The sequence below is a fragment of the Pseudomonas sp. R1-1 genome (assembly GCF_051132135.1).
GTDB lineage: Bacteria > Pseudomonadota > Gammaproteobacteria > Pseudomonadales > Pseudomonadaceae > Aquipseudomonas.
In genome coordinates, this window is sequence record NZ_CP071663.1 from 4,333,641 (window position 1) to 4,354,787 (window position 21,147).

At 59.9% G+C, this 21,147-nt stretch carries 17 protein-coding genes and 4 tRNA genes; 9 read left to right on the forward strand and 12 right to left on the reverse strand.

Annotation, left to right across the window (positions count from 1 at the left end):
* Positions 1–224: 224 nt before the first annotated feature.
* Positions 225–941 carry an FKBP-type peptidyl-prolyl cis-trans isomerase gene (locus J3P75_RS19360; RefSeq protein WP_007919751.1) on the reverse strand — a complete coding sequence of 239 codons (717 nt, stop codon included), beginning with the start codon at positions 939–941 and terminating at the stop codon, positions 225–227.
* Between the two features lie 270 nt (positions 942–1,211).
* Between J3P75_RS19360 and J3P75_RS19365 the strand changes: the two genes are divergently transcribed.
* Both J3P75_RS19365 and J3P75_RS19370 read left to right on the forward strand, forming a co-directional pair.
* Entirely contained in the window at positions 1,212–3,020 is a 1,809-nt protein-coding gene (locus J3P75_RS19365) for a di-heme-cytochrome C peroxidase (protein WP_434707847.1), read from the forward strand.
* Between the two features lie 26 nt (positions 3,021–3,046).
* Entirely contained in the window at positions 3,047–4,180 is a 1,134-nt protein-coding gene (locus tag J3P75_RS19370) for a catalase (RefSeq protein WP_434711344.1), read from the forward strand.
* A 102-nt stretch (positions 4,181–4,282) separates the two neighbouring features.
* Here J3P75_RS19370 and J3P75_RS19375 read toward each other — a convergent pair.
* The 4 genes from J3P75_RS19375 to J3P75_RS19390 all read right to left on the reverse strand — a co-directional run bounded on the left by J3P75_RS19375 (position 4,283) and on the right by J3P75_RS19390 (position 4,817).
* Positions 4,283–4,359, reverse strand: a tRNA-Asp gene (locus tag J3P75_RS19375).
* 19 nt (positions 4,360–4,378) lie between these two features.
* Positions 4,379–4,454, reverse strand: a tRNA-Val gene (locus J3P75_RS19380).
* A 191-nt stretch (positions 4,455–4,645) separates the two neighbouring features.
* A tRNA-Asp gene (locus J3P75_RS19385) sits at positions 4,646–4,722 on the reverse strand.
* Between the two features lie 19 nt (positions 4,723–4,741).
* A tRNA-Val gene (locus J3P75_RS19390) sits at positions 4,742–4,817 on the reverse strand.
* A gap of 159 nt (positions 4,818–4,976) precedes the next feature.
* On the opposite strand from J3P75_RS19390, the gene rdgC reads away from it, so the two are divergent.
* The 3 genes from rdgC (at position 4,977) to sugE (ending at position 7,446) form a co-directional block, all read left to right on the forward strand.
* Positions 4,977–5,897 carry a recombination-associated protein RdgC gene (rdgC, locus tag J3P75_RS19395; protein ID WP_250604176.1) on the forward strand — a complete coding sequence of 307 codons (921 nt, stop codon included), beginning with the start codon at positions 4,977–4,979 and terminating at the stop codon, positions 5,895–5,897.
* A gap of 149 nt (positions 5,898–6,046) precedes the next feature.
* Positions 6,047–7,012, forward strand: coding sequence for a bile acid:sodium symporter family protein (locus J3P75_RS19400; protein WP_434707848.1), 966 nt, complete (start codon positions 6,047–6,049; stop codon positions 7,010–7,012).
* Between the two features lie 119 nt (positions 7,013–7,131).
* A complete protein-coding gene (sugE, locus tag J3P75_RS19405) occupies positions 7,132–7,446 on the forward strand; it encodes a quaternary ammonium compound efflux SMR transporter SugE (RefSeq protein WP_434707849.1) in 315 nt (104 codons plus the stop codon).
* Positions 7,447–7,544: 98 nt separating this feature from the next.
* Here sugE and J3P75_RS19410 read toward each other — a convergent pair whose 3' ends face one another.
* The 4 genes from J3P75_RS19410 to J3P75_RS19425 form a co-directional block, all read right to left on the reverse strand.
* Entirely contained in the window at positions 7,545–9,416 is a 1,872-nt protein-coding gene (locus J3P75_RS19410) for an MFS transporter (protein ID WP_434707850.1), read from the reverse strand.
* Between the two features lie 99 nt (positions 9,417–9,515).
* Positions 9,516–10,667, reverse strand: a complete 1,152-nt coding sequence (locus J3P75_RS19415) for a TDT family transporter (RefSeq protein ID WP_434707851.1) — start codon at positions 10,665–10,667, stop codon at positions 9,516–9,518.
* Positions 10,668–10,770: 103 nt separating this feature from the next.
* On the reverse strand, positions 10,771–11,082 hold the full coding sequence (locus tag J3P75_RS19420; RefSeq protein ID WP_434707852.1) for a cupin domain-containing protein: 312 nt from the start codon (positions 11,080–11,082) through the stop codon (positions 10,771–10,773).
* Positions 11,083–11,134: 52 nt separating this feature from the next.
* On the reverse strand, positions 11,135–12,322 hold the full coding sequence (locus J3P75_RS19425; RefSeq protein ID WP_434707853.1) for an MFS transporter: 1,188 nt from the start codon (positions 12,320–12,322) through the stop codon (positions 11,135–11,137).
* Between the two features lie 91 nt (positions 12,323–12,413).
* Here J3P75_RS19425 and J3P75_RS19430 point away from each other — a divergent pair, with 91 nt between their 5' ends.
* Positions 12,414–12,956, forward strand: coding sequence for a TetR/AcrR family transcriptional regulator (locus J3P75_RS19430; RefSeq protein ID WP_434707854.1), 543 nt, complete (start codon positions 12,414–12,416; stop codon positions 12,954–12,956).
* 223 nt (positions 12,957–13,179) lie between these two features.
* The gene (locus J3P75_RS19435; protein ID WP_434707855.1) at positions 13,180–16,650 is read left to right on the forward strand and encodes a hybrid sensor histidine kinase/response regulator; all 3,471 of its coding nucleotides are present in this window, start codon (positions 13,180–13,182) and stop codon (positions 16,648–16,650) included.
* 632 nt (positions 16,651–17,282) lie between these two features.
* On the opposite strand, the gene rmuC is transcribed toward J3P75_RS19435, so the two are convergent.
* From rmuC to J3P75_RS19450, 3 genes are all read right to left on the reverse strand, one after another.
* Positions 17,283–18,647, reverse strand: coding sequence for a DNA recombination protein RmuC (gene rmuC, locus J3P75_RS19440; protein ID WP_434711346.1), 1,365 nt, complete (start codon positions 18,645–18,647; stop codon positions 17,283–17,285).
* A 175-nt stretch (positions 18,648–18,822) separates the two neighbouring features.
* On the reverse strand, positions 18,823–19,146 hold the full coding sequence (locus J3P75_RS19445; protein ID WP_090282452.1) for a hypothetical protein: 324 nt from the start codon (positions 19,144–19,146) through the stop codon (positions 18,823–18,825).
* Between the two features lie 323 nt (positions 19,147–19,469).
* Positions 19,470–19,901, reverse strand: coding sequence for a hypothetical protein (locus J3P75_RS19450; RefSeq protein ID WP_434707856.1), 432 nt, complete (start codon positions 19,899–19,901; stop codon positions 19,470–19,472).
* A 210-nt stretch (positions 19,902–20,111) separates the two neighbouring features.
* On the opposite strand from J3P75_RS19450, the gene J3P75_RS19455 reads away from it, so the two are divergent.
* Positions 20,112–20,336, forward strand: coding sequence for a hypothetical protein (locus tag J3P75_RS19455; protein ID WP_332761870.1), 225 nt, complete (start codon positions 20,112–20,114; stop codon positions 20,334–20,336).
* 274 nt (positions 20,337–20,610) lie between these two features.
* Complete coding sequence (locus J3P75_RS19460) at positions 20,611–21,093, forward strand: hypothetical protein (protein WP_090282450.1); 483 nt, start codon at positions 20,611–20,613, stop codon at positions 21,091–21,093.
* Positions 21,094–21,147: the final 54 nt, after the last annotated feature.

The following is a 21,147-nucleotide window of genomic DNA, read 5'->3' on the forward strand; positions in this document are numbered from 1 at the left end:
CTGAAAGCCCCGTTTCATAAGGGCTGCGCTCAGATCGGGCGTTTTTTACTCACATAAAAAACCCCAACATTTCATTGACTTGGCTGCTCAGGCCGGCTAGCGCGGGCAGCCTCAATGGCTATGACTGTGCCAAGCGGCATCGGTTCGTTCTGTTTACCCTTGCCAAGGTCCAGATGCAACAACGCCCCGCATAAGCGAGGCGTTGTTGTTGAAGCTTTTACCAATTACTTGGCAGCGGCAGCTTCTTTGGCTGGATCCTTGATGGCCAGCAGTTCGAGGTCGAAGACCAGAACCGAGTTGGCCGGGATTGCCGGGCTAGGCGATTGCGCGCCGTAAGCCAGATCGCTAGGGATGTACAGTTTGTACTTCTCGCCAACGTGCATCAGTTGCAGACCTTCGACCCAACCCGGGATCACGCCGCTCACCGGCAGATCGATCGGGCTGCCGCGTTCCACGGAGCTGTCGAACACGGTGCCGTTGGTCAGCTTGCCGGTGTAGTGAACGGTCACTACGTCAGTCGGCTTGGGCTGTGGGCCGTCGGCTTTCTTCACCACTTCGTACTGCAGACCCGAAGCGGTAGTGGTCACGCCGGCCTTCTTGCCGTTTTCTTCGAGGAATTTCTTGCCGGCGGCTGCCGACTCTTCGCTCATCTTGGCCATGCGCTCTTCGGCACGCTTTTGCAGCGCGGCGAAGGCTTCGACCAGCTCTTCATCTTTCAGCTTCTGTTCTTTCTTGCCGACGGCATCTTCGATGCCCTGGGCTACCGCTTTGGAGTCCAGGTCATCCATGCCTTCCTGAGCCAGGCTTTTGCCCATGTTCAGGCCGATGCCGTAGGAAGCTTTCTGCGCCGGGGTTTTCAGCTCTACGCTGGTCTGCGAGTCACAACCCGCGAGTACCAGGCTAACCAGGGCTACCGCCGCCGCCAACCGATGCTGTTTCATGCTATTTCCTTGTTCATGCGCCGAATGGGCAATCGAGTAAAGCCGCGAGCTTATCAGGCCGCCACGACCAATGGCTACCGGCATGAGAGCAGCAAACTTGCGATAAGTTCAGGGACTCAAAGGTATTGGCCGCCAGCAACGATGAAGCTTCTGTCATCTGCTTGCGACAATCGCAGCCAGCCCTTTTCGCCACATCTGGCGTAATGGCCACTTGCCGCATAGGGGCTTACTCAGGCATAACAGCGCAACAACTCGACAAGGACGTTTATCTTGCGCCTCTTCTTCCGTGTGCTGACGCTGATCGTCGTACTGCTGGGCCTCTTTCTGGCCGTGGTGCTGTATTACATCGCCAATCCGAAATTGCCTTTCTACACGCCCGCCGAGCAAGTGCATTACCTTGATCAGTGGAGCGAGCAGGACCGGCAAACCTATTACTTCACGCCACAGGGCACGCAGGTCAAAGGCCTGCGCTACGAATGGTTCCAGGCACTCGAACTGCCCTTCTCGCAGCAGCGCTTCGCCTCGCCCGACTACCTCGCACGCTTCGGTTTCCTGATTGACCCGCAGCAGAAAGCCACGCCGAACAATCCCGGCAACCTGCCCGTCGGTTTTGCTCGGCACCAGAATCCTGGCAGTGGCGAGCATTATCTGGACATTACCTGCGCCGCCTGCCACACCGGCGAACTGCGCTTCAAAGGCCAGGCGGTGCGGATCGACGGCGGCGCGGCACAGCACGTGCTGCCCTCCAGCGTTCCTACGCTGCGCGGTGGCAGTTTCGGACAGGCATTGGTAGCCAGTCTGACCTCGACTTACTACAACCCGTGGAAATTCGAACGTTTCGCCCGAAACGTATTGGGCGATGCCTACGAGGCGCGCCAGCAACAGTTGCGCAAAGACTTCAAAACCTCGCTCGACACCTTCCTCAAGGTGGCCTGGAACGATACCCATCGCGGCCTCTATCCAACCGAAGAAGGTCCCGGTCGCACCGACGCGTTCGGGCGGATCGCCAACGCCACGTTCGGCGATGCGATTTCCGCGAGCAACTATCGCGTGGCCGATGCGCCGGTGGATTACCCGCAACTGTGGGACATGTGGACCTTCGACTGGGTGCAGTGGAACGGCTCGGCGCAACAGCCGATGGCGCGCAATATCGGCGAGGCGCTGGGCGTCGGCGCCACGCTGAATTTTTTCGACAGCAACGGCCAACCGCTGCAAGGCGATGCTCGCTACGCCTCCAGCGTGCGTGTGCGTGACCTGCACACCATCGAAGAAACCTTGCAAAGACTCCGCCCGCCCGCCTGGCCAGAGGCGCTGTTCGGTGCCGTCGACAAGCCGCTGGCCGCGAAGGGCCGCGCACTGTTTACCGAGAATTGCGCCGGTTGCCATGTGCCGCCGCAGACTCAGGAAGGCGGGCGCTGGGTGCAAAGTCTGCACATGTTGCCGGTCGCAGTGATCGGTACCGATCCCAACGCCGCCAACAACATTGCCAGCCACCGTTTCGACCTGAGCGCGCTGCAATGGGACCTGAAAGAGCTGGAAACGATGGACGTCAAACTGCACCCGACGCCCAAGGAACCGCTGGACCTCAGTCAGTTGTCCGTGGCCAAGGGCCTGGCGTACGTCACCGCTTTTGTCGAGAACCGCGCCTACCGTGAAGCCAACGTCACGCCGCAGGAGAAACCGCAACTGGACGGTTTCGGCCTGCCGATCGGTGTACGGGAAAAAGTCGCCTACAAGGCGCGGCCATTGGCCGGGGTCTGGGCCACTGCGCCGTTTCTGCACAACGGTTCGGTGCCGAGCCTTTATCAGTTGCTGTCGCCGCAGGATGAACGCGCCAGCACCTTCTATAAGGGCAGCTTCGAATACGATCCGCGCCATCTGGGTTACCGCACCGAAGCGTTCACCAATGGTTTCCTGTTCGACACGCGCATCAGCGGCAACCACAACAGCGGTCATGAATTTCGTGCCGGCGAACGCGGCAACGGCGTGATTGGCCGCTTATTGCAGCCGGAAGAACGCTGGGCCTTGCTCGAATACCTGAAAGTGCTCGGCGGCCCGCTGGAGGCGCAACTGCCATGATCTCGACCTTCAATAAAGAACTGCCACTGTTGGCGCGGATCTGGCTGCGTATTGGCCGATGGCTCGGCAAGCTTGTGCTGATCGTGCTCGCCGTCGGCCTGCTCGGCTGGGCCATTGCCAGCGCCTGGTTCGCCTGGCAGCACCGCGGCCCGGTGTCGGCGCTCGAGCAGATTCCGCCCGGCGAAGCGGCGCTGACGCAAAGCGTGATCCAGACCGCCGTGCGTATCGTCGATCAGCATCGCGAACCGACGCGCTATCTGCGCGATGCCCACGCCAAGGCTCACGGCTGTGTCAAAGCGCAGGTGCAGGTCTTGGCGGATCTCGAGCAGTCCCTGCGTCAAGGCGTGTTCAATGAGCCGGGCAAAACCTGGCAGGCGCTGATCCGGCTATCGAACGGCAATGCCTATCCGCAGTTCGACAGCATGCGTGACGCCCGCGGCATGGCGATCAAACTGCTCGATGTTCCGGGTAAACAGTTGCTCGGCAAGCGCCAGGCATCGCCTGAACAGGATTTCGTCATGTTCAGCCACCCGAATTTCTTTGTCAGCGATGTCGCCGAGTACCGGCAGAATGTCGCGGCGCAGGCCGATGGCAAAAAAGCCATGGCGTTCTTTCCGACCTGGGATCCGCGCACCTGGCAGGTCCGCCACTTGTTCATAGCGCTGGCAACCTTGACCCCGCCCCCGGACAGCCCGACCGAGACCACGTACTTTTCGGTTTCACCGTATAAATTTGGCGAGGCCAACGCGAAGTTTCGCGTCGTACCGGACCCGGACAACTGCACGACGTACACATTGCCCAAGCAAAACCATGATCTGCCGAATTTCCTGCGCAGTGCTTTGACTCAGCAATTGTCGACCGACCGCGTGCCGGCCTGCTTCGTTTTGCAGATTCAGCGTCAGGATGCCAATAAGTTCATGCCGATCGAGGACACAAGTATCGAATGGCGCGAAGAGGATTCGCCCTTTGAAACCGTGGCGCGGATTACTCTGCCGCCACAGGATTTCGACACCCCGGCGCTGAATCTGCAATGCGACAACCTGTCGTTCAACCCGTGGTTCGGCATTGAAGCGCATCGTCCGATCGGTGGCATCAATCGCCTGCGCAAAGCGGTGTACGAGGCCGTCAGCGACTATCGTCATCAACGCAACGCCGAGTGAGCGCCGTGCAAAGTGCAGAAAACACAAACGCCAGACAGCAAAAAGCCCGCACTAGGCGGGCTTTCCGTGGTATCTGGCGTTCAGTGTTCCAGATGCCGAATATGGCGCAGCGGACGGGACTCGAACCCGCGACCCCCGGCGTGACAGGCCGGTATTCTAACCGACTGAACTACCGCTGCGCGAAACGCTTGAAACGAATGGTGGGTGATGACGGGATCGAACCGCCGACATTCTGCTTGTAAGGCAGACGCTCTCCCAGCTGAGCTAATCACCCTTCGCTTCGTTACGGGGCGCATTATGCCACAAGTTTTCGTAATGTGTTGATTTAATTGAAGTTTTTTTCAAATAAATCCGAAAACTGGTGAAAACATGCATCCCGCGGGTACAACCTTGGGGCAGAAAAAAGCCCGCTTCAGCGGGCTTTTCCGTGGTGACCTGGCGTTCAGTGGTCCAGGTTACCGAATATGGCGCAGCGGACGGGACTCGAACCCGCGACCCCCGGCGTGACAGGCCGGTATTCTAACCGACTGAACTACCGCTGCGCTAAACACTTGAAACGAATGGTGGGTGATGACGGGATCGAACCGCCGACATTCTGCTTGTAAGGCAGACGCTCTCCCAGCTGAGCTAATCACCCTTCGCTTCGGTGTGGCGCGCATTCTACGGAGCGACCCCACCTCTGGCAAGCACTTTTTTAAATAATTTTCCGAGGCCTTCCAAAGGCTTAGAGAAGGGTTGGCCTATGCCACGGCGAAGACAATAATGCCCCCCTTTGTATAAAGGAGAGACTCACCCCATGTGGTTCAAGAACCTGCTTATCTATCGCCTGACCCAAGACCTGCCTGTCGATGCCGAGGCGCTGGAAACTGCACTGGCCACCAAACTGGCGCGTCCATGTGCAAGCCAGGAGTTGACCACCTACGGTTTCGTCGCGCCGTTCGGCAAAGGCGAAGACGCGCCACTGGTGCATGTCAGCGGTGACTTCCTGCTGATTGCCGCGCGTAAGGAAGAACGCATTCTGCCGGGCAGCGTCGTGCGTGACGCGGTCAAGGAAAAGGTCGAAGAGATCGAAGCCGAGCAGATGCGCAAGGTCTATAAGAAGGAACGCGACCAGATCAAGGATGAAATCATCCAGGCCTTCCTGCCGCGCGCGTTCATTCGTCGCTCGTCGACCTTTGCTGCCATCGCGCCGAAACAGGGGCTGATCCTGGTCAACTCGGCCAGCCCGAAACGCGCCGAAGACCTGTTGTCGACCCTGCGGGAAGTGATCGGCACCCTGCCCGTGCGTCCGTTGACTGTGAAAATGGCGCCGACTGCCGTAATGACCGATTGGGTCACCACGCAAAAAGCCGCCGACGACTTCTATGTACTGGACGAGTGCGAACTGCGCGACACCCACGAAGACGGTGGCATCGTGCGGTGCAAGCGTCAGGACCTGACCAGCGAAGAGATCCAGCTGCACCTGAGCACCGGCAAAGTGGTCACCCAGTTGTCGCTGGCCTGGCAGGACAAACTGTCGTTCATGCTCGACGACAAGATGACCGTCAAGCGCCTGAAGTTCGAGGACTTGCTGCAGGATCAGGCAGAACAGGACGGTGGCGACGAAGCCCTCGGCCAGTTGGACGCGAGCTTCACCCTGATGATGCTGACCTTTGGTGACTTCCTGCCGGCGCTGGTGGAAGCGCTGGGCGGGGAAGAGACTCCGCAGGGGATCTAAAAACCTTGTGATGTGCAAATTGTAGGAGTGAGCCTGCTCGCGATAGCGGTGTTTCAGTCAACGGCGATGTTGAATGTGCTACTGCAATCGCGAGCAGGCTCACTCCTACAGGGGTTTTGTGGTGTTCATTCAAAAATAAGGACCAGGCCATGCGCGCACTGGCTGCACTCAGCCGTTTCGTCGGCAATACCTTCGCTTACTGGGTTCTGATTTTCGCCGTGATCGCGTTTCTGCAGCCGGCGTGGTTCCTAGGCCTGAAAAGCGCCATCGTGCCGCTGCTGGGGCTGGTGATGTTCGGCATGGGCCTGACCCTCAAACTTGACGACTTCGCTGCCGTTGCTCGCCATCCATGGCGTGTGGCGTTGGGCGTGGTTGCGCATTTCGTGATCATGCCCGGTGTGGCGTGGTTGCTCTGCCAGGTGTTTCATCTGCCACCGGAAATCGCCGTTGGCGTGATCCTGGTCGGTTGCTGCCCAAGCGGCACGTCGTCCAATGTGATGACCTGGCTGGCGCGCGGTGATCTGGCGTTGTCGGTGGCCATCGCCGCCGTCACCACCCTCCTCGCCCCACTGTTGACCCCGGCGCTGATCTGGCTGCTGGCTTCGGCGTGGCTGCCGGTGTCGTTCATGGAGTTGTTCTGGTCGATCCTGCAAGTGGTGCTGCTGCCGATCGTGCTTGGCGTGGTGGCCCAGCGCGTATTGGGGGACAAGGTTCGCCATGCGGTCGACGTGCTGCCACTGGTGTCGGTGGTCAGCATCGTGATCATCGTCACGGCGGTGGTCGCGGCCAGTCAGGCAAAAATCGCCGAGTCGGGCCTGCTGATCATGGCGGTGGTGATGCTGCACAACAGCTTCGGTTACCTGCTCGGCTACTTCACCGGGCGCCTGTTCAAATTGCCATTGGCGCAGCGCAAGTCGCTGGCGCTGGAAGTCGGCATGCAGAATTCGGGGCTGGGCGCCGCGCTGGCCAGCGCGCATTTTTCGCCATTGGCGGCGGTGCCAAGTGCGTTGTTCAGCGTCTGGCACAATATTTCCGGCGCGCTGCTGTCGACGTATTTCCGCCGGATGAGTGAAAAGGCAGATCGCCAGACGGAGGCGCAACAAGCGGCCGACTGAGGCGAAAACTTGATCCCCGGGTTAATGCTCGGCAGACTGTTGCGCAACGCGGGGACGACCCTGCGGCTCGCTCGAGTCATTAATCTGGGGACGACCCCGTCAATCGATGGAGGTCTCGCATGTCCTGGATCATTCTGTTTTTCGCCGGCCTGTTCGAGGTTGGCTGGGCCGTCGGCCTGAAATACACCGACGGCTTCACCCGCCCGCTACCCACCGTACTGACCCTTGCAGCCATGGCCGTGAGCCTTGGCCTGCTGGGGTTGGCGGTAAAGGATTTGCCGTTGGGTACGGCCTATGCGATCTGGACCGGTGTCGGCGCGGTCGGCACGGTGATCGCCGGGATCATTCTGTTTGGCGAATCGATGGCGTTGATTCGGCTGGCGAGTGTGGCGTTGATTGTGACCGGGTTGATTGGCCTTAAAGTCAGCGCATAGGCCACTACCGCTATCGCGAGCAGGCTCACTCCTACAAGGGGAACGCACTCCAACTGTAGGAGTGAGCCTGCTCGCGATGACGCCGGCACAACCAATGACTATCTAACAGACCCGCGCAACTCCCCCACCAACACCTGCAACTTCGCCGGCTCCGTCCCTTCGGTAATCGCCGAACCCGCGACCAGCGTCACCCGCGACCACAACCGGCGAAAAAAGCCCTTGCTCGGATCGCGACTGAAGAAACTGCCCCACAACCCCTGCAACGCCAACGGAATCACCGGCACTGGCGTCTCTTCCAGAATCCGCGTCAGCCCGCCGCGGAATTCGTTGATCTCGCCATCGGCGGTCAACTTGCCTTCCGGGAAGATGCACACCAACTCGCCATCCTTCAGATAGTGCGCAATACGGCTGAAGGCCTTTTCGTAGATCTGGATATCTTCCTGGCGCCCGGCAATAGGAATCGCGCCCGCGGTGCGGAAGATAAAGTTCAGCACCGGCAGGTTGTAGATCTTGTAGTACATGACAAAACGAATCGGCCTGCGCACTGCGCCGCCGATCAGCAAGGCATCGACGAACGATACGTGGTTGCACACCAGCAACGCCGCGCCTTCATCGGGAATCGCTTCGAGGTTGCGGTGCTCGACGCGGTACATGGAATGGCTGAGCAGCCAGATCATGAAACGCATGCTGAACTCGGGCACGATCTTGAAGATGTAGGCGTTGACGCCGATGTTCAGCAGCGACACCACCAGGAACAGCTGCGGGATCGACAGCTTGGCCACGCTCAACAAAACGATGGAAACAATCGCCGAAACCACCATGAACAGCGCGTTGAGAATGTTGTTCGCGGCAATCACCCGCGCCCGCTCGTTCTCGGCGGTGCGCGACTGGATCAGTGCGTACAGCGGCACGATATAAAAGCCGCCGAATATACCGAGGCCAAGAATGTCGATCAGCACCGCCCAGGTGTGAACAAAGCCCAGCACTTCAATCCAGCTATGGCCGTTGACGCTGTCGGGAATCCCGCCGGAATGCCACCACAGCAGCAGGCCGAACACCGTCAGGCCGAACGAGCCGAACGGCACCAGACCGATTTCGACCTTGCGCCCGGACAGCTTCTCGCAAAGCATCGACCCCAGTGCAATGCCCACCGAAAACACAGTGAGGATCAGGGTGACCACGGTCTCATCGCCGTGCATCCACTCCTTGGCGTAGGCCGGAATCTGCGTCAGGTAAATCGCCCCGACGAACCAGAACCACGAGTTGCCGACAATCGAGCGCGACACGGCGGGCGTCTGGCCCAAGCCGAGCTTCAACGTCGCCCAGGATTGGCTGAAAATGTTCCAGTTCAAACGCATTTCGGGGGTGGATGCAGCGGCGCGGGGAATACTGCGGCTGGCCAGATAACCCAGCACGGCAATGCCGACGATGGCGGCAGACACCACCGGCGCGTAGTGCTCCGAGGACATCATGATCCCGGCACCAATTGTCCCGGCGAGAATCGCCAGAAAAGTGCCCATTTCCACCAGACCGTTGCCACCGACCAGTTCATCGTCACGCAGTGCCTGCGGCAGGATCGAATACTTCACCGGCCCGAACAGCGCCGAGTGGGTGCCCATGGCGAACAGCGCCACCAGCATCAGCGACAAATGATCGAAGAGAAAACCGACCGATCCTACGGCCATGATCGCGATTTCCGCGAGTTTGATCAGACGGATCAGCGCGTCCTTGGCGAACTTTTCGCCAAACTGCCCGGCCAGTGCCGAGAACAGAAAGAACGGCAGGATGAACAACAGCGCACAGAGGTTGACCCAGATCGAGCGGTCACCCTCGATGGTCAGCCGATAGAGAATCGCGAGAATCAACGACTGCTTGAACACGTTGTCGTTGAACGCACCGAGCGATTGCGTAATGAAGAACGGCAGGAAGCGCCGGGTGCGCAGCAGGTTGAACTGTGAGGGGTGACTCATCTTCCGTGTTTCCCTGATGTTTAAGGTAGCGAGGCCTGGATACTGCTTATTGGAATCTCGAACCGCGTTCCAGGCCACACCTTACCTAAACTTTTCAGGTTATTGCTTCAAACCTGCGATGCAAGGCGAGACAAACAGCTCGCCGCGCCAGGCACCCTGCACGGTGCGCTTGCCGACGATCAGCCACATCAGCGCCAGCAACATCACTAATGCCGTCCCGATGACGCTGAAAAACGCCAGGTTCAAGGTGCTCGCCAGTTTCAGGGTAGCCAGCGAATACACGCCTAACGGGAAGGTAAACCCCCACCAGCCGAGGTTGAACGGGATGCCATCGCGCAGGTAGCGCACGGTGATCAACAGTGCCATCAACATCCACCAAAGGCCGAAGCCCCACAGCGTGATACCAGCAACCAGCCCGAGCCCGGCAGCGATCTCACCGATGCCCGGCAAACCGTTGGCGGCGAAAATCAGCGGCGCATCGCCTCCGAGCAGCAACATGCCCAGCGCGCCGGTGCCGATCGGCCCGAGGGCCAGCCAGCTCGACGCGGCCATGTTTTCGTGGGGCAGTTTATGCAGGGCCATGCGCAGCAGCAGGATCGTCAGAATGCTGAACGCCACGGGTAGGGAAAAGGCCCAGAGCACATAGCTTGTGGTCAGCACCACCAGTTGCGCGTGGGCATCGGTGAGATGCGGCGCAAGCAGGCCGCCACTGGCCGCGGCCACTTCTGCTGCCACTACCGGCAGCAGCCAGACGGCGGTCATCTGATCGATACTGTGCTCCTGGCGGGTAAACATCATGTAGGGAATCAATACGCCGCAAGCGAGCGACATCGCTACGTCCAGCCACCACAGCACTTCGGCCAGATCAACCACGCCCTCGCCCCAGCGCGGCAGGCCGAAGACGAGAAAGCCATTGATGATCGTCGCCAGCCCCATCGGGATCGTGCCGAAGAACATCGACACCGTGGAATGGCCGAAAATCCGCCGCGCTTCGTCGAAAAACAGGATCCAGCGTGCAGCGTAGGTAACGGTAAACAGCGTGAACAACAGAATGTTGAACAACCACAGTGCTTCAGCCACGGCGCGCAGACCGGGAACGGCAAACGGTAGTTGCGCCAGCGCCAGCGCCAATACACCGGTGCCCATGGTCGCGGCGAACCAGTTAGGGGTGAACTGCCGGACCACTTCGCGCGGATGCTGAAGCTGGCTGAACGGCTTGAGGCCGGGTTTGGCGGTTTGTGGGCAAATCATCATGGACTCCTTCCTCTGGTGAGGTTGAGTCCATGGTATAACCGAATCGAATATCTATATAACGGGTAATTTCTCTATCTGTTATCTGTTTTACCAATATAGATCAAACGCTGCCTTCGCTTTCAATCACCAGAATCCGCGCCACGCCTTGCGGATGGGCGACATGCTCGGTGCCCACAGAGGCGTAAAAAATGTCGCCGACGGCGAGCTGCACCTGTTTTTCTTCGCCCTGCTCGCGGTAATGCATCGTCACCTGCCCATCAAGCACCACGAACACTTCTTCGCCATCGTTGACGTGCCACTTGTACGGTTGATCAGTCCAGTGAAGGCGCGTGGTGACGCCGTTCATGTTGGCAATGTCCAGTGCGCCCCAGGCGCGTTCGGCGGTGAAGGCTTTGCTGCGAATAATCTTCATGATCGGTCCGTGAGAAGAATGGCGAAGGCAAGGCTAACCGAAAGCCCGACGATCAGGGAGCGCTGCACACTTTGGCAGGCGCTGCACGCAAGCTGAGCAGCAACGCGGCGACAGCCAGGATGATCAGCACGGCGCCGTAACCATCGATTGTCAGCACTAACCCGTAGAGGCGCGAAAAGTGCCCGGCGAGCATTGCCGGCAGGCAGAACGCCAGATAACTGAGCACGTAATACGCCGCCATCAACCCGGCGCGCTCATGCGGCAAGGCCAGCGGAACCAGGCTGCGTACGGCGCCGAGAAATCCCGAACCAAAACCACAACCGGCCACCAGCGTGCCGAGGAAAAACAACGGCAGGCTGGCGCTGTGGACCCCCAGCAGAATCAGAATCACACCGATCGGCAGCAGGCTGGCGCCTAAACGCAACGCTTGTGCTGCCGGGCGCTGACGCAGGGTAAAAATCATCATCGCGCCGGTCACGGTCAATACCGCGACCGTCGCGCCGCCGATCAGATTTGACGTCGACCCGGTAGCGGTGCGCACCAGCGATGGCGCGAGAGAGGCGTAAAACCCGCCGAGCGCCCACGTGGCTGTGTTCAGCGGTAATACGCGCCACAAGGTCGACCGTGCTTGCATCGGCACGTGCAAGGTCGGCCGCAACGAGGCCCACGCGCCCGCTTGCGGTGTGACACTTTCCGGCAATCGCCAGACATACACGCCCTGCAAGACAAACAGCGCCAGCAACAGCCAGTACGTCAGTTGCAACGGTGCCGGGGCAAATTCGGCCAGCAAACCACAGCCCATCCCGCCCAGCGCCATGCCCAGCAACGGCGCCACGCTGTTGATCAGCGGGCCGTGCTGGCGATCGGTATCGAGCAGTGTCGCGCTCAACACAGCCGTGGCCATGCCGGTGGCGAAACCTTGCAGAACGCGTGCGCTGATCAGCCATTCCACACTGTTGGCATAGATGAACAAGAGCATCGCCGCCCCATTGAGCAGTATCGCCGTGAAGATCACCGGTTTGCGGCCAAGGTGATCCGACAGCGAACCCACGGTCAACAACGCTGCGAGCAGACTGAGCGCATACACGGCAAAGATCAGCGTCAGCACCGTCGCGGAAAATTGCAGTTGCTGCTGATACAAGTGATACAGCGGTGTTGGCGCTGTAGAGGCGGCGAGAAAACTCAGTAAAGTGATCGCCAGAAACCACAGGCTGGTTCGATTGGATGCAAGGCTAAACATGGGCACACTCCGCAAAAGCTAATTTTTTGCTTTTGCGCAGTGTGCTACCGCCTCGCGCTTAAAGCAAATTCTTTGTGTTAAGGTCTGCGCCATGGCTATTAAAGAAGGTTTACGCCCCGGCGGCCGCAGTGCCCGGGTGCAAGAGTCGGTTCATTCGGCTGTCCGCGCGCTTCTCGCAGAACAGGAGCGCTCCACCGTGACCGTGCCGCAAATTGCTGCGCGCGCGGGAGTTACGCCGTCGACGATCTATCGGCGCTGGGGCGATCTGGCGGCGTTGCTTGCCGATGTCGCCCTCGCCCGCCTGCGTCCCGACAGCGCGCCGGCCGACACCGGCAGTTTGCGCGGCGATGTTCGCGCCTGGGCCGAGCAATACCTTGATGAGATGAGTTCGGAGATCGGGCGCAACATGATGCGCGACGTGCAGGCGAGCGCGACGCCAGGCTATTGCGTGACGATTATCGGTGCGCAGTTGCAGACGATTGTTGATCGTTATCCCCATGAACCGGCGCCGAGTGTCGATCACCTGATCAATCTGGTGGTGGCGCCGGTGGTGTTCCGGATTCTGTTTTCGGCGGCGGCGCTGGACGTTGATGAGCTGCATCGGCTGATCGATATTGCACTGCGTCTGGACTGACGCTTTCGCGAGCAGGCTCGCTCCCACCCTTGTAAATGCGCTATCCCTGTGGGAGCGAGCCTGCTCGCGAAGAGGCCTGATCGGTCAACACAAAACCAACCAGTTCCACACCTGCGACACCCCGCCACGCCACGACCATGGTCGACACTGACTAACCGCCCCGCGCATGCCAGACTGTCCGCCCGGGCAGGAGTGCCGGGGAGTCTTTTGTCGGGAGTGTTGCATGTCGCTGTCCACCGGGCTGATCGCCGTCGTCGCCCTGGCCTATATGGCCATCATGTTCGCCATCGCCTTTTACGGCGACCGTCGCAGCACGCCGTTGCCACCGCGGGTGCGCGCCTGGGTGTACAGCCTGTCGCTGGCGGTTTACTGCACCAGCTGGACGTTTTTCGGCGCGGTCGGTCAGGCGGCGGAGCAACTGTGGTCGTTTCTGCCGATCTACCTCGGGCCGATCCTGTTGCTGGTCGGCGCGCCGTGGGTCCTGCAGAAAATGGTGATGATCAGCAAACAGGAGAACATCACCTCGATCGCTGACTTCATCGCCGCGCGCTACGGCAAATCGCAATCGCTGGCGGTGGTCGTCGCGTTGATCTGTCTGGTCGGCGTGCTGCCCTACATCGCCCTGCAACTCAAAGGCATTGTCCTCGGTGTAAATCTGTTGATCGGCGCCGGCGCCGATGCGATGGGCACCCGCGCTCAGGACACCGCGCTGATCGTGTCGCTGGTGCTGGCGCTGTTCACCATTGTCTTCGGTACGCGCAACCTCGATGCTACCGAACACCACCGCGGCATGGTGCTGGCGATTGCCTTCGAATCGCTGGTGAAGCTGTTTGCATTTCTCGCCGTCGGCGCGTTTGTCACTTACGGCCTGTATGACGGTTTCGACGATCTGTTCAATCAGGCGATGCTCGCGCCGCGCCTCGAGCAATACTGGAAAGAAACGATCAACTGGCCGTCGATGGTGGTGCAGACCGGCGTGGCGATGATGGCGATCATCTGCCTGCCGCGGCAGTTCCACGTCACGGTGGTGGAAAACATCGATCCGCAGGATTTGCGCCTGGCCAAATGGGTGTTTCCGGCTTACCTCGCGCTGGCCGCGCTGTTTGTCGTGCCGATCGCTTTGGCCGGGCAGATGATGCTGCCCAGTGATGTGCTGCCCGACTCCTTCGTGATTAGCCTGCCACTGGCCCAGGCGCATCCGGCGCTGGCGATGCTGGCGTTTATCGGCGGTGCGTCGGCGGCCACCGGCATGGTGATTGTCGCCAGCGTGGCGCTGTCGACCATGGTCTCCAACGACATGCTCCTGCCGTGGCTGCTGCGACGCAACAATGCCGAGCGGCCGTTCGAGGTGTTCCGTCAGTGGATGCTGTCGGTGCGCCGCGTGAGCATCGTGGTCATTCTGTTGCTGGCTTACGTCAGCTATCGCTTGCTCGGTTCCACCGCAAGCCTGGCAACCATCGGCCAGATCGCTTTCGCCGCAGTGACGCAACTGGCCCCGGCCATGCTCGGCGCGCTGTACTGGAAGCAGGCCAACCGCCGCGGCGTGTTTGCCGGCCTCGCCGCGGGCACATTCCTCTGGTTCTACACGCTGGTCCTGCCGATTGCCGCGCACAGCCTCGGCTGGTCGCTGAACAGTTTCCCGGGGCTGGCATGGCTGCACAGCAACCCGCTGAACCTGCCGATCAGCCCACTGACCCAGGGCGTGGTGCTGTCGCTGGCCGGCAACTTCACCCTGTTTGCCTGGGTCTCGGTGCTGTCGCGCACGCGAGTGTCGGAACACTGGCAGGCCGGACGTTTCATCGGCCAGGAGATCAGCGCACGACCAAGTGCGCGCTCGATGCTGGCGGTGCAGATAGACGATCTGCTGCAACTGGCCGCGCGCTTCGTCGGTGAAGAACGTGCGCGGCAGAGCTTTATTCGTTTCGCCTACCGCCAAGGCAAAGGCTTTAACCCGAATCAGAATGCCGACAGTGAATGGATCGCCCACACCGAGCGTTTGCTCGCCGGTGTACTCGGCGCTTCTTCAACGCGTGCGGTGGTAAAAGCCGCCATCGAAGGTCGGGAGATGCAGTTGGAGGACGTCGTGCGCATCGCTGACGAAGCCTCCGAAGTACTTCAATTCAACCGCGCGCTGCTGCAAGGCGCGATTGAAAACATCACCCAGGGCATCAGCGTGGTCGACCAGTCGCTGAAACTGGTGGCGTGGAATCGCCGCTATCTGGAGCTGTTCAATTACCCCGACGGCTTGATCAGCGTTGGCCGGCCGATTGCCGACATCATTCGCTACAACGCCGAGCGCGGTTTGTGTGGCCCCGGCGAAGCGGAAGTCCACGTTGCGCGGCGCCTGCACTGGATGCGTCAGGGCCGCGCGCACACTTCCGAGCGGCTGTTCCCCAACGGCCGGGTGATCGAGTTGATCGGCAATCCGATGCCCGGCGGCGGCTTCGTCATGAGTTTCACCGACATTACCGCGTTCCGCGAAGCCGAACAGGCGCTGACCGAGGCCAACGAAGGGCTGGAGCAACGGGTCAGCGAACGTACCCAGGAACTGTCGCAGCTCAACCTGGCGCTGACGGCGGCCAAAGGCACCGCCGAAGCGGCCAGCCAGTCGAAAACCCGCTTTCTGGCGGCGGTCAGTCATGACCTGATGCAACCGCTCAATGCCGCCCGCCTGTTTTCCGCCGCTCTCTCCCATCAAAGCGAAGGCTTGAGCAGCGACGCGCAAAAACTGGTGCAGCATCTCGACAGCTCGTTGCGTTCGGCCGAAGACCTGATCAGCGATCTGCTGGATATTTCCCGACTGGAAAACGGCAAGATCAACCCCGACCGCAAGCCCTTTGCGCTCAACGAACTGTTCGACATTCTTGGCGCCGAGTTCAAGGCCCTGGCGCAGGAACAGGGGCTGACCTTCCGCGTGCGCAGCAGTCATTTGCGCATCGACAGCGACATCAAGTTGCTGCGGCGGATTCTGCAGAACTTCCTCACCAACGCCTTTCGCTATGCCAAAGGCCCGGTATTGCTCGGCGTGCGCCGGCGCGGCGGTGAGCTGTGTCTGGAAGTCTGGGATCGCGGGCCAGGCATTCCCGAGGATAAACAGCAGGTGATATTCGAGGAATTCAAACGCCTCGACAGCCACCAGACCCGCGCCGAAAAAGGCCTCGGCCTCGGCCTGGCGATCGCCGACGGTTTATGCCGCGTGCTCGGCCATACCCTGCGCGTGCGTTCATGGCCGGGGCGCGGCAGCGTATTCAGCGTCAGCGTACCGCTCGCGAGTTCACAAACCGCGCCGGCCAGTGCCACCGCCGAAATCAATGGCAAATTGCTCAGCGGCGCGCAGGTGCTGTGCATCGACAATGAAGACAGCATCCTGATCGGCATGAACAGCCTGTTGAGCCGCTGGGGCTGCCAGGTCTGGACCGCGCGCAATCGCGAGGAATGTGCGGCGCTGCTCAGCGAAGGCATCCGCCCGCAACTGGCCCTGGTCGACTATCACCTCGACCACGGCGACACCGGCACCGAACTGATGGCATGGCTGCGCACGCGCCTGGGCGAACCGGTGCCGGGGGTCGTGATCAGCGCTGACGGACGCCCGGAAATGGTTGCCCAAGTGCACGCGGCAGGTCTGGATTATCTGGCTAAGCCGGTGAAACCGGCGGCGTTGCGAGCGTTGTTGAGCCGGTATTTGCCGTTGTAGGGGGCGACCTCAAAGAGAAAATCAAAAGCCCCTCACCCTAGCCCTCCCAGAGGGAGAGGGAACTGACAACCGTGGTGAATGCGAGAGATACGCCACTGAGATACGGTGTCGAACTCAGGTTTTGAACAGCTCACAAATCGGCTCCCTCTCCAGGGGGAGAGGGCTGGGGTGAGGGGCAGCCCCACCACAAATCCCAAGCCAACCACCCGCTTCTAACCACTCAACAATGAGCGCAAGCTCGAGTGCCCTTGATCTTGATCTTGCCTAACCGGCGACATCGGAAGGCTGAGTGGAGGGATTGATCCGGGCGTGGGAGCGCAGCGACCGTCTGGCGCAGCCAGACACAGCGGAAGGAGGTGCAGCGCAGCAAACCGTAGCCGCTGCGCCCGGATCGATCCCGGAGCGAAGGGACCCGAGCTTGCGAGGGCCGTACGTAGGAGCAAGCGTTTTGGTTCCTTTTTGGCGTCTGAAAAAGGGACTCGCCGTAAGGGCGAAACCGCCAGCCGCAGCACCCGAAGCAACGGATATGTACCCAAAACCAAAAAACTCAGCGCCTGAAAGAAAGCCATCGCCAGCAGGCTGGCTCCCACAGGGAACGCATTCCAAAGCGAGCCTGCACGAAGCTTCAAAAATCAGTCAGGCAACTCAACCAGCCCATCAACATCCGTCATCGCCCGCTCCAGCAAATCAGCCGGCAGACTCTTGCTCGCCCGCGCGCCCAGCAACTTCAACTGCTCACTGCGACTGACCAGATTGCCTCGCCCTTCCGTGAGCTTGTTACGCGCCGAACTGTAAGCCTTGTCCAGTTGCTGCAAGCGATTGCCCACCTCGTCCAGATCCTGAATGAACAACACAAACTTGTCATACAGCCACCCCGCACGCTCAGCGATTTCCCGGGCATTCTGACTCTGGCGCTCCTGCTTCCAGAGGCTGTCAATCACCCGTAACGTGGCAAGCAAGGTGGTCGGACTGACAATCACGATATTGCGGTCAAACGCCTCCTGAAAAAGCGTCGGCTCGGCCTGCAACGCTGCCGAGAACGCCGCCTCGATCGGCACGAACAGCAAAACGAAATCGAGGCTGTGCAGCCCCTCCAGACGCTTGTAATCCTTGCCGGCCAGGCCCTTGACGTGATTGCGCAGCGACAGCACGTGCTGCTTGATCGCGATCTGCCCGAGCGTGTCATCGTCGGCCGCCACGTATTGCTGATAGGCAGTGAGGCTGACTTTGGAGTCGACCACCACCTGTTTGTCGCCGGGCAGGTAAATGATCACGTCCGGCTGGAAGCGCTCGCCGTCCGGGCCTTTGAGATTGACTTGGGTCTGGTACTCGCGGCCCTTCTCCAGACCGGCGTGTTCAAGCACGCGCTCGAGAATCAGTTCGCCCCAATTGCCTTGGGTCTTCTGGCCTTTCAGGGCACGAGTGAGATTGGTCGCTTCATCGCTCAGGCGCAGGTTCAGCGCCTGTAAACGCTCAAGTTCCTTGGCCAGGGAAAAGCGCTCACGAGCCTCAGCCTGATAACTCTCCTCGACGCGTTTTTCGAAGGACTGGATGCGCTCCTTCAGCGGATCGAGCAACTGGCCGAGCCGTTGCTGACTGGTTTCGGCGAAGCGCTGTTCGCGCTCATCGAAAATCTTCCCGGCCAGCTCGGCAAACTGCGCGCGCAGTTCATCGCGCGAGCCTTGCAGGTCGTTGAGGCGTTGTTGATGGCTTTCCTGTTGCTCGCGCAGCTCGGCATTCAGCGACGCGGCTTGCGCATCCAGGCGGCGCAGTTCGGCTTCCTTGTTGGCGCGTTCGAGGTTCCAGGCGTGGGCGGCGTCGCGAGCGTCGTCGCGCTCGATCTGCAGCAGTTCGACTTCACGACGCAGGGCGGCCAGCTCAGCCTGTTTGGCGGCGTTGGCCTGGCCGAGATCGGCGACTTCATCGCGACTGGCCTCCAGCTGCGCATTGAGCCCGTCCTGGACCAGTTGCGCCATGGCCAGCCGTTCTTCCAGCAAGGCCTGCGCGGCTTGCCCGCTGCTCGCCCGGCGTTGCAGCTGCCAGGCAAGAGCCAACAAGGGCAGCCCTGCCGCTGCGAGACCGAGCAATATGCTGGTCAAGTCCATAGCCATAGCGACTCCTGCCGGTCCGATAAAGCCTGAAGGTTAACCAAGGTGTCAGGTCTTGGACAGCTCAGTCTTCGAGCTGGCCGAGTTCCCTTTGTGCACGACGGTCGCCGGCGCGGGCGGCCTGGCGCAGCAGCTCCTGGCCAATGCGTCGATCCCGTGCGTTACCGCATTCGCGGCACATCAACTGACCGAGGCGGCTTTGCGCCGTGACCACGCCTTCGCGCGCCGGTTGCTTGAGCAGGCGGCCAGCGAGGTGCTTGGCGTTATGGCTGGCGCTCAGGCGCGGACTGTCGAGCAACCATTCCGCAACACGTACGGAAAATCGCTTGGGCGGGGTAACAGCAGGAAGGTCTGAGGTAACAGAGTCTGATACTGAGCGAAACTTCATAAAGCACTGTGGGACGAATCGGAGGCGCGCCACTCTACTCTTTTTTTCTTACAGGTAAAGTCTAAAAACAACCCGGCACGCCCGTGCTAGAGCAAGCGCTCGGGACAATCCACAGAAGCTGTGGATAACTCAGTGGACAACCGTCCTGCAACCCGCGCAAAGCCTTATGGAACGGGGCCCGCAGTCAAACTGACGATTTTTTCACCAACAAAAAAAAGCGATGTTTTTCATTGACTTAAACTTTCGATGCAGGCAGCCACCGGGGGCAGGATTGATATGACAGCGCTGTGACAGCCTGCGCAACTAATGTGCACAAGTACCTGTTACCCGGTTATATCGCTGCGCTTTTTCGGGTCGTTTTGGCTGTTGATCCGTGGATAAGCCGCTTGCCAGCGCGGTTGATCAACGTAACCGCGCCGACCGACGGTCGAAAAATGCCCGTTTACGGGCGGCCACGTTTTCACGCCAAGCAAACCCTGCGCTGGACTGCAATGTTTTTTTTCGCCGGCCATTTGCTTTAGCGATTTCGATCCGTTACTATCCGCGGCGTTAGTACCAAGCTGAAAGTCAATTCCGGTCGAACACATCCCCACGGTCAGCCTCTTGCAAAGAAGCCCAACCGAAAAAAGCGGGAACGACCCCTCGATGGTTTCCAGGTAAATCTTGCGCCAACACAGCCTTCCACTGATGCGAAGGGTGTTGCGAAGAACACTTACTCTGACCGAACCAACCTGCAAATTGATCAGGATCTTCACCCTGGGCCCAGAACCTCTGCCCTCGTTGTGATGCCTGTCCTCCTAAGTACCTACCTGCCAGCCCAAAGCGCGCCAACTTAATATAGCGCTGCAAACTGGCTGCTTTGTTCCAGTCGGGTTCTTCGTTCGATCAATGGTGATCGACGTTACTGGAACGTTTTAACGTTGCACGGTTCTTAACCGTGTCATTTGTAGGAACACCTAATAACTATGTCTACTCAAATCCAGACTCAGGATGCCATTCGCACCCTAACCAACGCTTTTGCCCCCATGAACTGCATGATCATGGCCGCTCGCAAAGGCTGCTTCAGCTTCACCGTGGTCAATGAACACGGGATCGCCCGCCACAGCGAGCGTCTGTACCCCGATCAGTACTCCAGCGCCGAACCGCTGCAGGCCGTGATCGATCGTACACGTCAGGCGTTGATCGCCTGAGAGCCGAAAAGGCTGCAAAAGCACAAGCCCTGCATGAAAATGCGGGGCTTTTTATTGCCCGACGTTTCTCTTTTTACGCATCGAGCCTAAGTACCAACTGATATAACGGTTATAACTCGGAGCCGAAAAGAATTTAAAAACAGGCCTTTACGTCGCGAATATGACACTACACTTCAACTCGGGCGACATGATTCGCTCACGGCGAGCCTGAACCGATCCACTGCTGCCAAGCCTCCTTCAGGACTCGCCACCCATTACGAGAACCGAGGGATTTATGGGTATCGCTGCCAGTGAACTGTGTCGATATGTGATTCGCCCCACGCTGATCTATCTGGGCCGTCACTGCGCCACTGCCGAATCACTGCTGCTGGGCATCGCCGCCAGCCAGTCAGCCCTCGGATCCGCCCTGCACGACCGACGTGGCCACGGCCTCTACCGCATCGCCGAACAGCGCCATCAAGCGCTGTGGGATGACTACCTGGCGCTCGACCCGGAGCGTGCCAGCCTGGTACGCGGCCTCGCCAGTCAGCATGCGTTTCTCAGCGGTCCACATGTCGAGTTGACCGTCAATCTGCGTTATGCCACCGCCATCGCCTGGCTGCTGGTTGAAGAACAAAACCCCACCCTCCCCGCTCCGAACGATCTGTTGGCGATGGCGCGCATCTGGCGTCAGACCTTCCAGCCCCAGGGCCGTCTGCGCGATTTCACATTTGCCTGGCAAACCTGTGTTTCACCGCTGAAGCAGGTCGCCTGCTGACCGAGCGGTTTCGCAAGTTCTCGCAACAGGCTGCCATTCTGGTCGGATTGTCCT